The following is a 10382-nucleotide window of genomic DNA, read 5'->3' on the forward strand; positions in this document are numbered from 1 at the left end:
GGTTGGCCTGGAGGGGGCGAAATATAGGGTTACGACTGAATCGGTGGAAGCAGGGAATCAAACCGAAGCGGCTGTTACGTAAGGGAAATGCCTCGTTAGTTCCCACGTCGAGGCGCTATTCCCACACGCACAACGGCAGCCCACTATGAACAGTGTTTCCAATCAGATCATCGCACGCCCTTCATCTGCTCCAACGTTGCCGCTACTGCCGCCGCTTTCAAGGCCAAAACGTGACACCGCGGCCCCGCAGGAAGCGCAGGCTGCCACACGGGCCAATGGAGACAGCGAACTGGCCATGCAATACGCGATCGCCCTGAACCTGGCTGGCCGTCGCACTCATGTTGAAGACTTCGATCACATTGCTCCCCACTCCACCTTTGGCCAATGGTGGAGGCACTTGCATGATGCCTTCCAATCGCCCGATGTTCAGCAGTGGATCAAGGCCTTGGGGGTTGATACCACCTCGATAAAAATCGATCCCAAATCAGGTCAGATTTCCTTTTACCGTGAGCGCTTTCTTGACCCGCTAAGCACATTACACACGCTGGGCCAGGACGACAGCCAGTGGGCTGCCCTGAGCGGGCCTATCCTGCGGGCCGCGAGCGTCATAGATGGCGAATTTCCTTTTGCGCCTCCCGTCAATAGCCCGGACGCACCTGTACCCTGGAAGCTCGTCGGTCGATTTTATCAGGAGCCACAGAACCTGACGCTGTCTGGCATGCTCAAGCGAGCGGACGAAATCAGCCACCAGACGGGTAACTTCAAAACCCTCGATCCAGACCGCTTTGCGGACAAGATCCAGTCGCGCAGCGAAGAAACACTACAGGAACAGAAAGCGGCACTGGGTGATATCCACAACTGGCACCGGGCGGGCGCTGCACTGCAACGCCTGGCGATGGCCCTGGAGGATGGCAGTAAAAAGTTCGAGGAACTCCAACCCGAACTGGGACAGCCGCTGCCACTGTCTGCAGACAGCACCTACCGGCCAACGGGCACTGGCGCCGCCAACGAAACCAGCCTGCTTCAATTTCTGACGGAGCATGGCATTGACGTCCCCACCAACCCCGAGCAACTGGAAAACCTCTCCAGCGCGCTCCTCACGACACCCCCCAAGGCCGCCCCCCATGGCGACTTGGGCGGCGCGCTGACATGGCCCGAACCACTTGCACGTGACAACCAGACCCAATTAAAGATGGGTATTACCGAAGGAAAATTCGGCGACGTCACATTAAGACCCTTCAAGCATGTCCTGGATTATCTGCTCAACGGCAGATCGATCTCCACGCAGGAACAGCTGAATCCACGGCAGTTGATCAGCAGCTTGATAAGTTCAGACAGAGGCACCGCACTGGGCAAGGCAATTGAAGCCACATTCGAGGCTCGCTCAGTCAAAGGCAGTGTCACCGACTGGCTGCTGGCGGCCTTGGGCGTGGGGAAATACGACCAAGCCCACGGTGAAACACGTATTGAGGGCTACCCCCTGGTTTCAGCCCACAACAGCCATAAATCGGCTTCGAGGGTGGTCAAGGAGCTGGAGGAGCATCTGCTTGCCAACGGCCTTGCTTCCAGCGCGCAAACAGCAGCCGTGCAGGCCCACCTCATGCTCGCCAGTCGCGCACCGCAGTTTCTGGTCAAGGGTATCCCGCAGGAAGTGACGATGGGTTCGCACAGCTGGGTCAGCTTCACCACGGCGGTAGCGCGCGTGGAAGCGAAAGCGCCAGGCGCGACAGCCAACATGGACTACGCGCAAATCATGCTCGCGGCCAATATTGCACCGATCTCGAACGAGGAACGCCAGATCGAATATGCCGCCCAGAACGAGGCGATCAAAGCCTGGGGCGTTCCCAACGGCATGGGCTATCCGACCACGCAGACAGCCCTGTCCGAGGTGCGTGAGGCGTTCAACCGGCATATCAGCGAAATGAGCGAAGCCGCCTCACTGCCGCTCCTCGAGACGCCGACCACCAAAGCCATTGCGGTCGAGCTTTTGAAAAAAGCATGCCCCGGGATGGACCCAGCGCTGTTTGAGAAAAAGTGCATTACGTCGCAGCCCTCTACCCACGTATACCCCGGCCCCTACTCACTGTTGGACCTGCTCATTGATCGCAGGGCGCTTAGATCCCCACCACCAGATTCCGACAACAGAAAGCCTGCGGTATGGGTTTCATCATCAGACGAAATCTATATCGGCGATCTGCTGCCAATCCTCAAAACCCTGCCGGATCCCATCAAGCAGTTCAATGAGGACTTTCGCACGTTCTCTGACGCCGTCAAAAAGGCCACGTCGGCGCAGTTCAAGGTCATGATTTCGAAATTGCAACTGGAAGACCGGCAAAATCTGGCGTTCGGCGAAATCGTCGTACACAAAGAAATTCGCTACGACCGCATTCAAGGCTCCAGTTATGACAAGCGTGTTGAAACAGGCGTGGTACTGGTGGAGACCCTGCGTACCGTCAACGGTAAACCTCAGACCAGGCAGTACGCAATCAACCGGCTGGAGGGCACTATCACCCCGCGGCCGAGCCTGTTTTATGAATCACTCCCGCCCGCCAGCCTTGCCTCTACTGGACCACGTTACATAGCAGACCAGATAACGCCCAGGGGTGAGCACCCCGCGGGAATAACAGACGAACGCAAAGGCGCCACGGGTATACCTGATAGCGTTGCCAGTGCCAGAACCCAATACCTGGCCGATGCATTGATTGAGGATATGAAGCTGCCTGAGTTGGGCGCATATTCCAGGGGAGCAACGACCTTTCAGACGGAACACAGCACCACCGAAGCCATTCGCGAGGTCCTGCTGGGCTTTATTCCGTTCAGGTCGGCCATTAAAAATTTCAACGAGGGCAAGACTGCCGACGGTGTTCTCGACTTGGCGTTCGACATTTTTGGTTTCGTGGTCGGCGTCGGCTCCGCTGCCAAGGCCGCGAGAGCTTCATTTGTCGGTGCTTCCGTGCTGTCAAAAGCTGCCCTGGGGTTCAAGATTGTCGGGCGGGCAGCAGTGGGCGCGCTCAATCCGTTGGGCGGTATTGATGACCTCGCGCGTAGTGCGATAAGGGGCGTAAAGTTTGTAGCCGGCAAAGCCTATAAAGGTGTCAATGATCTGCGCCGTTCGTACCGCCATGTCAACCTGTTGGAGGTGGCCAAAAGGGCCGATATCGCTGAAGGCGCATTCAGTGCCGCCAACAGCGCTCGCAACACAAAAGCCCTGGCTAAGTTCGATGAGGCAACCCATAAGTGGTACGCCTTGGACCCGCGCACGAAGCAGGCCTACGGCAAGCCGCTGGAGAACTTCGCCCCAGACGTGCCAAAACCGGGCGACTCGAATAGTTTGCGAGCAATCTCCAGTGACGACGCAATCCAGAACATCAGCAAGCAACACGGCCTGGCAGCAACCGGGACAATCCAGGTGGGCCAAGAAACAGTCGAGCGCCAGGCTGTGATGTTTCTGGGTAATTGGCATGAATACGATGCATTGAAGCAACGCGCCATGGGCCTGCCCTTGAGAGACTTTAAACCTAACCGCGTTGCTGCCAATGGAGAAGTACGCTCACTGGATGATCTGCACAGTTATGAAGCCCGCTACATCGCCGCAGACGACCTATCGACCACGGGGTTGCAGAACAACGTGTTGGTGGGCCGCAGTAAACGCGAATATGTGAAGGTTGATGGCAGGCTCTTTGAGTCCCAAGTCAAAGACGGCCGGCGCGTCATCCGCCATCCGAACGGCACGAGCCCCGATATACCCGTTCAGGATCTTGGCCCTACAGGGTGGGCACCTTTATCCCGATCCGAACGTTTGCTGGCCGGCGCAGGTGGCACACCGACGCCTTTCAGGCTGGGAGATGGAACCTACGTAGTGCCGATGGACGATATTAAACGCGTGGAAACCTCAGGCAATCCATTCAGGATTACTTACAAAAACGTCGATCAGGAAGTTGCGTTCGACAGCACGGCCGGCGCATGGAGAGGCACCCACGAGCAAGGCCAGCAGTATTACTGGCGAACTACCAAAGGCCACTGGCAACGGGGAACACTTGAAGCGTCCAGGAAGGCTAAAAAAGCCAGCGCCCATCACTATAACTTTGTGGATATTTCGTCGATTCCCAGAATCCCCAAACAACTGGCTCCCGTGCCCAAAACGTTGAACTATTTCTGGGCGGGCCAGGAGATTCCCACCCACTTGGTCGACAACATGACCAAAAACGCCACCCGAGCTTCAGGCTATAAAACAGTCCTGCACGTGGACGCCGACAGCCCCGCTGTGTTCAAACAAATAGAAAGCAAGCTGAAGGAGAAAATTCCCGGCGTGACGGTGCTCAACCTTAATGAAGATGCCGCATTCAAGCAGTTGACGACCGGCGAAATGTACAACTACTTCCGACAAGGGCAAGGGAAGAATCTGGCTGCAGCTTCGGATGTAGCCCGCTACCCGATAATGAATAAACACGGTGGTTTTTACCTGGACACCGATGATCTTATCCAAAGCAACGTCGGTGCCGTCGATGTAGCAGCAGGCGCCGACGATGTGCTGCTCGGTTTACCAGTGACGCACCAAGTGGCCGATTACAAAACGTTCTATAACACCAGTAACTTTGCTACTCGACCCGGCAACCCGGTGCTTGACGAGATAATCAGGGAAATGAATAAACGGTTTGCGACTAACAAACCCTACTTTGCGAATAATCGACCGACTATCACTCGAGGCCCCGAGGGCAGGCTGCAATTCACCCCGGAATTCAAGGAGTATGAGGCAAAAATTTTCGATACCGTAGGGCCGAATATGTTTAATGACACGCTTAAAATGAAAAGACCCGACATGTACGACTTAGGCTTGGATGGCCTCTCTAAAGAAGCAACATTAGTCGATGGCAAACTCGTGGCGCAGGGTCCGGTTGTCAACATTCAACAAAGCGTGAGTGAGGCCTATGCACGTCACGGCGTGGTGGCGCCAGTCACAGCGCCCTACCAGATCCTGAAGACCAAGGAGCATTACTTCCCGCTTCGCTACACGTTCAATGTGAAAGTTGGGGCTGACCATTCCTGGATCAGTACCTGATCGAAACCCGTTGAACCAACCTGCACCGAGTTGCTGGGCCGTCGTTCATGACCTGAGCACTCAGCCAAAGCTGGCGTGGTATGAACGACGAGCCAAGGCGAACGCTCAATCCTGACTTTCGGTGTTGCCTACATCCGCTGCATCATCGAGGTCGTTGAGCGGTACTTCTGCATCATCCATCAATGAACCTGGGTCTTCATTGCCCGGGTCATTGAGTTCTTCATCGTCATCGAGTTCCTGGGACATGACCTTCTCCTCTAACCACCTTGGGTGTCGATATCGGCATCGGTTTCAGGCTTGGGCTCGCGCGTGGGCTTGAAGTCTGGACTGTAGTCGTTTTCCCGGGCTTTGGGGTCGCTGGCAGGTTTCGGGTCTTTTGGCGCATCGGCAGCGGTGCCGGGCGCCGGCTCGCCGCCATCGATGGCCGGGTCGTTACGGTTGCCGGTTTGGGGGTCGTTGCTGGTGTTCATAGGTCACCTCTTGAGTAAAACGCAGCCTGCGTAGAGTTAAGGGTGTGCGCAGCACCACGAAGTTCAAATTGCTTAAGAGACCGGGTTATCCACCTGGATATAAAACGCGTAGGCACCCAGCAGCACCCAGAACACCATAAACAGCCACGGTGCACGCATGGAGAACAGCAGCGACTTGCGATAGCCCTTGTGGGACGATTCGGTCTCGCAGAACAGCGGCGAATCATCGTAGGCCATGCCCATCACCGGCTCACTGCGCAGCAGCTCGCTCTGCTTGTAGTGCCAGTGGTCGATAATTTCGTAGGCGGCGCGAATACCTGGCCAGGCATTCAATGAGCTCAGAATGCCGAGGAAGGCCAGAAACGCGGGCACAACCAAGGTAAAAAACTTGCCCCACTCCGGGTTCAGGTTACCCATGCCGGAGACAAAGGCGATCACCAGGAACGACTGTGCCGAGAGATAGGCGTCGGTACGGTTGGCAAGAATGGTGGTTTCGTACTGGATCTCGCGGCGATAGAAATCGAGGCGGTCTTTGGGTGAGCCGAAAATCTTGGCATTGTGCTCGTTGTGATCGTCCAGGGCGGCTGCCGGTGTGTTGGGAGAGATGATTCTGGGCACGGCGGTGCTCCACAAGGTGACGAGCCTTGTTAGAAGAATCGGGGCTGGATGAAGTTCAAGTTTGTTCATGCACCAATTTGGCGCATTCGCTGCACCCTTGTAGTGAGCGGCGTTTAGTGGCACCACGCTTTTGTGGCGAGCGAGCAAGCTCGCGTTGGGCTGCGTAGGGGTCCCAATAAAAGCGGGAGCGCTGCGCACTCCAGCGCGAGCAAGCTCGCTCGCCACAAAAGCTCGCTCGCCACAGGGGAATAACTGCCTTGAACACCGTTCCGGCACAAGCATTGCTTAATGCATTCATCTGCCCGGATACAGGAGCATTCGTTACCCCCCGACCCAGAGCCGACCCCATAAGAAAGTAAGGACCAGGCCCGTTGGCACCCTCAGCCACAGGCTCATAAAAATATGCGTTTTTTTAAGCGGCAGTGCCACCCAAGGCAACCCTGGGCACTGACAAGGTACTGGAATGGCTCGATCTTTCTTTGATGAAATGAATGACGCAAACGGCGCCTGCCGTGCGCACTATCAGGACTTCTCCCGCTGGCTGGCCAATACGCCGCCGGAACTGTTGGCCCAACGGCGTCGCGAAGCCGATTTGCTCTTCCACCGCGCCGGGATCACCTTCACCCTCTACGGCGACGAACAAGACACCGAGCGCTTGATCCCCTTCGATATCATCCCGCGCAGCATCCCCGCCAGTGAATGGGCCATGATCGAACGCGGCTGCATCCAGCGCGTCAATGCGTTGAACATGTTCCTTGCCGATATCTATCACGACCAGCGCATCATCAAGGCCGGGATCATCCCGGCGGACCAGGTGCTGGGCAACGAGGGTTATCAAAAGGCGATGGTCGGGCTGGACCTGCACCGTGACATCTACTCACATATTTCCGGCGTGGACCTGGTACGCGACGGCGACGGCACCTACTACGTGCTTGAAGACAACCTGCGCACCCCCAGCGGCGTGAGCTACATGCTCGAAGACCGCAAGATGATGATGCGCCTGTTCCCGGAAGTGTTCGCCAAGCAGCGCATCGCGCCGGTGGACCACTACCCCAACCTGCTGCTCAAGACCCTGAAAAGCTCGAGCCGGCTCGACAACCCCAATGTGGTGGTGCTGACGCCGGGGCGTTTTAACAGCGCGTTCTTCGAGCATGCGTTCCTGGCCCGGGAAATGGGCGTGGAGCTGGTGGAAGGCGCCGATCTGTTCGTGCACGACCTGAAAGTGTTCATGCGCACCACCGACGGTCCTAAACCAGTGGACGTGATCTACCGGCGTATCGACGACGCATTCCTTGACCCCCATGCCTTCAACCCGGACTCCATGCTTGGCGTGCCCGGCCTGGTCGCCGCTTACTGCGCCGGCAATGTGGTGCTGGCCAACGCCATCGGCACCGGCGTGGCCGATGACAAGTCCATCTATCCTTACGTGCCGGAAATGATCCGCTTCTATCTGGACGAAGAGCCGGTGCTGCAAAACGTACCGACCTTCCAGTGCCGCAAACCGGATGAACTGTCCCATGTGCTGGCGCATTTGCCGGAACTGGTGGTCAAGGAAACCCAAGGCTCCGGCGGCTACGGCATGCTGGTTGGCCCGGCTTCAACGGCTGCCGAAATCGAGGACTTCCGCCAACGCATCAAGGCGCGCCCTCACGCCTACATCGCCCAGCCGACGCTGAGCCTGTCCACCTGCCCCACCTTCGTCGAAAACGGCATCGCGCCACGGCACATCGACCTGCGCCCGTTTGTGCTCTCGGGCAAGGAAACCCGACTGGTGCCTGGCGGGCTGACCCGTGTAGCGTTGAAGGAAGGCTCGTTGATCGTCAACTCGTCGCAAGGCGGCGGAACCAAGGACACCTGGGTGGTGGAGGGCTGAGTATGTTGAGTAGAACCGCCGCAGATCTGTACTGGATGTCCCGTTACCTGGAACGTGCCGAGAACCTGGCGCGCATGCTGGAAGTCAGTTATTCGCTGTCGTTGATGCCCCAGGCCGGGCGCAGTGACGGGCTGGATGAGTTGGCCATGTCGCTGCTCAGCAGCGGCACACTGGACAGCTACCTCGAACGTCATAAACAACTGGACGCCGAACGCATGCTGCACTTCTTCGCCCTCGACGAAGAAAACCCGGCCAGCATCTACAACTGCCTGCGCGCCGCCCGTGGCAATGCCCACGCCGTACGCGGGCGCATTACCGCCGACATGTGGGAAAACCTCAACGCCACCTGGCTGGAAATGCGCAGCATCGCCGCCGGCGGCCTGGCGCGCCATGGCATCAGCCACTTTTGTGACTGGGTCAAACAGCGCTCGCACCTGTTTCGCGGGGCCACCTCCGGCACCATCATGCGCAATGACGCCTACCGGTTTATTCGCCTGGGCACCTTTGTCGAGCGTGCGGACAACACGTTGCGTCTGCTGGACGCGCGTTATGAAATGTTCGGCGAAGAATCCGAAGAGGTCAGCGACCTTTCGGCACGCGGCTATTACCAGTGGAGCGCCCTGCTCCGCGCGTTGTCGTCATTTGAGGCTTACACCGAGCTGTACCCGAATGCGCTGAATGCGCGCTCGGTCTCGGAGTTGCTGCTGTTGCGCAGTGATGTACCGCGCTCACTGCACGCGTGCATCGAGGAGTTGAGCCATATCCTCGCCGACCTGCCCGGCAGTTACGGGCGCGAGGCTCAACGCCTGGCGGCCGAGTTCGAAGCGCGGCTGCGTTATACCGGCATCGATGAAATCCTGGAGGACGGCTTGCACAGCCGGCTCACGGACTTTATTGACACGGTGCGCGAACTGGCGCGGGCGATTCACAGCTCGTACCTGGAAGTGGTGTGAGTGCATTCGGGTTACTTATCTGTCAATTCGGGTGATTGACCCTGCTTGAGTGCCGCTCTTATGTTGGGCAGGTGAACGACCTTCCCAACATAAGAACAGGTACAGCCCATGTCCGAACTCCACCTGAACCCCGCCGCCGCCCACACCCTGCAACGCTGGCACGCCATGCTGGCCGCACGCGACCTCAACGCCCTGCCCGAACTGCTCGCACCTGACGCGGTGTTCCGCTCGCCCATGGCCCATACGCCCTACCCCGGCGCGCCGGTGGTGTCGATGATCCTCAACACGGTGATCAAGGTGTTCCAAGACTTCGCCTATCACCGTGAACTGGCGAGTGCCGATGGGCTTAACGTGGTGCTGGAGTTCAGCGCGCGCGTGGGTGAAAAACAGCTCAAGGGTATCGATATGATTCGCTTCAATGAGCAGGGGCAGATCGTCGAGTTTGAAGTGATGGTGCGCCCCCTGAGCGGGTTGCAAGCGCTGGGTGAGGAAATGGGCCGCCGGCTGGCGCCGTACCTGGCCAAGGCCAAATCCTGAAGACGATCGTTCCCACGCTCCGCGTGGGAATGCCTCTTGTGACGCTCTGCGTCACGTCTTGGGACGCGGAGCGTCCTGGGCTGCATTCCCACGCAGAGCGTGGGAATGATCAGTCCGGGTGGTTATTGGTTTTTGACTAATACCGGCTCGGCACGGTATTGGTCGGGGAACAGTTTCTTGAGCTGCGCCACCTTGGGCAAATCATTGATCACAATGTACGGGTAAGACGGGTTCTCGGTCAGAAAATCCTGGTGATAGGACTCCGCCGGGTAGAACGTCTTGCCCATCTCGACCTTGGTCACGATCGGCTTGTCGAACGCTTTGGCGGCGTCCAACTGGGCGATATAGGCCTGTGCGACTTTTTGCTGCTCGGCATTTTGCGCAAAGATTTCCGAACGGTACTGGGTGCCGCTGTCCGGACCTTGGCGGTTCAGTTCAGTGGGGTTGTGGGCCACCGAGAAGTAGATCTGCAACAGCTTGCCGTAGCTGACTTTGCTCGGGTCGTAAGTCACCGACACGGATTCGGCGTGGCCGGTATCGCCGTCGCTGACCGACTCGTACTGGGCCGTGTTTGCAGCGCCGCCGTCATAGCCGGATACGGCGTTTTTCACGCCTCGCACATGCTGGAACACACCTTGGACACCCCAGAAGCAACCCCCGGCGAACACCGCGGTTTGCAGGTTGCCGGGCTCGGCCGGCAGGTCCATGGCCGGCGGCGCGATCATCACGGCCTCTTCGCCGCCACCGAAGGAGAACGCCGAGCTTTGGCCGACGAAAGCGGCGAAGGCCAGTGCGGGTAAAATCTTGAGAAGCTTCATAGAACTCACTCCAGTACGCGGTCAAGTGTGGGAGCTGGCTTGCCTGCGATGGCA

General features: G+C 58.0%; 8 protein-coding genes. 4 read left to right on the forward strand and 4 right to left on the reverse strand.

Going from position 1 to position 10382, the window contains the following annotated elements:
• The first annotated feature begins 145 nt into the window (after nucleotides 1–145).
• Nucleotides 146–5059 carry a glycosyltransferase gene (locus GIW28_RS07055; protein WP_236447773.1) on the forward strand — a complete coding sequence of 1638 codons (4914 nt, stop codon included), beginning with the start codon at nucleotides 146–148 and terminating at the stop codon, nucleotides 5057–5059.
• Between the two features lie 105 nt (nucleotides 5060–5164).
• On the opposite strand, the gene GIW28_RS07060 is transcribed toward GIW28_RS07055, so the two are convergent.
• The 3 genes from GIW28_RS07060 to GIW28_RS07070 form a co-directional block, all read right to left on the reverse strand.
• The gene (locus GIW28_RS07060) at nucleotides 5165–5305 is read right to left on the reverse strand and encodes a hypothetical protein (RefSeq protein WP_017135523.1); all 141 of its coding nucleotides are present in this window, start codon (nucleotides 5303–5305) and stop codon (nucleotides 5165–5167) included.
• A gap of 11 nt (nucleotides 5306–5316) precedes the next feature.
• Nucleotides 5317–5529, reverse strand: a complete 213-nt coding sequence (locus GIW28_RS07065) for a hypothetical protein (RefSeq protein ID WP_017135522.1) — start codon at nucleotides 5527–5529, stop codon at nucleotides 5317–5319.
• 72 nt (nucleotides 5530–5601) lie between these two features.
• Nucleotides 5602–6147, reverse strand: a complete 546-nt coding sequence (locus GIW28_RS07070) for a hypothetical protein (RefSeq protein ID WP_026013566.1) — start codon at nucleotides 6145–6147, stop codon at nucleotides 5602–5604.
• Between the two features lie 463 nt (nucleotides 6148–6610).
• Here GIW28_RS07070 and GIW28_RS07075 point away from each other — a divergent pair, with 463 nt between their 5' ends.
• From GIW28_RS07075 to GIW28_RS07085, 3 genes are all read left to right on the forward strand, one after another.
• Nucleotides 6611–8020, forward strand: coding sequence for a circularly permuted type 2 ATP-grasp protein (locus tag GIW28_RS07075; RefSeq protein WP_017135520.1), 1410 nt, complete (start codon nucleotides 6611–6613; stop codon nucleotides 8018–8020).
• Between the two features lie 2 nt (nucleotides 8021–8022).
• Nucleotides 8023–8973 (forward strand): alpha-E domain-containing protein, encoded by a 951-nt coding sequence (locus tag GIW28_RS07080; RefSeq protein ID WP_017135519.1) that lies wholly within the window; start codon nucleotides 8023–8025, stop codon nucleotides 8971–8973.
• Between the two features lie 108 nt (nucleotides 8974–9081).
• A complete protein-coding gene (locus GIW28_RS07085; protein ID WP_236448076.1) occupies nucleotides 9082–9510 on the forward strand; it encodes a nuclear transport factor 2 family protein in 429 nt (142 codons plus the stop codon).
• A 122-nt stretch (nucleotides 9511–9632) separates the two neighbouring features.
• On the opposite strand, the gene msrA is transcribed toward GIW28_RS07085, so the two are convergent.
• Nucleotides 9633–10328 carry a peptide-methionine (S)-S-oxide reductase MsrA gene (gene msrA, locus GIW28_RS07090; RefSeq protein ID WP_236448077.1) on the reverse strand — a complete coding sequence of 232 codons (696 nt, stop codon included), beginning with the start codon at nucleotides 10326–10328 and terminating at the stop codon, nucleotides 9633–9635.
• Between the last annotated feature and the right edge of the window lie 54 nt (nucleotides 10329–10382).

This window comes from Pseudomonas sp. PA-5-4B (assembly GCF_021606215.1).
In the GTDB taxonomy this organism is placed as follows: domain Bacteria; phylum Pseudomonadota; class Gammaproteobacteria; order Pseudomonadales; family Pseudomonadaceae; genus Aquipseudomonas; species Aquipseudomonas edaphica.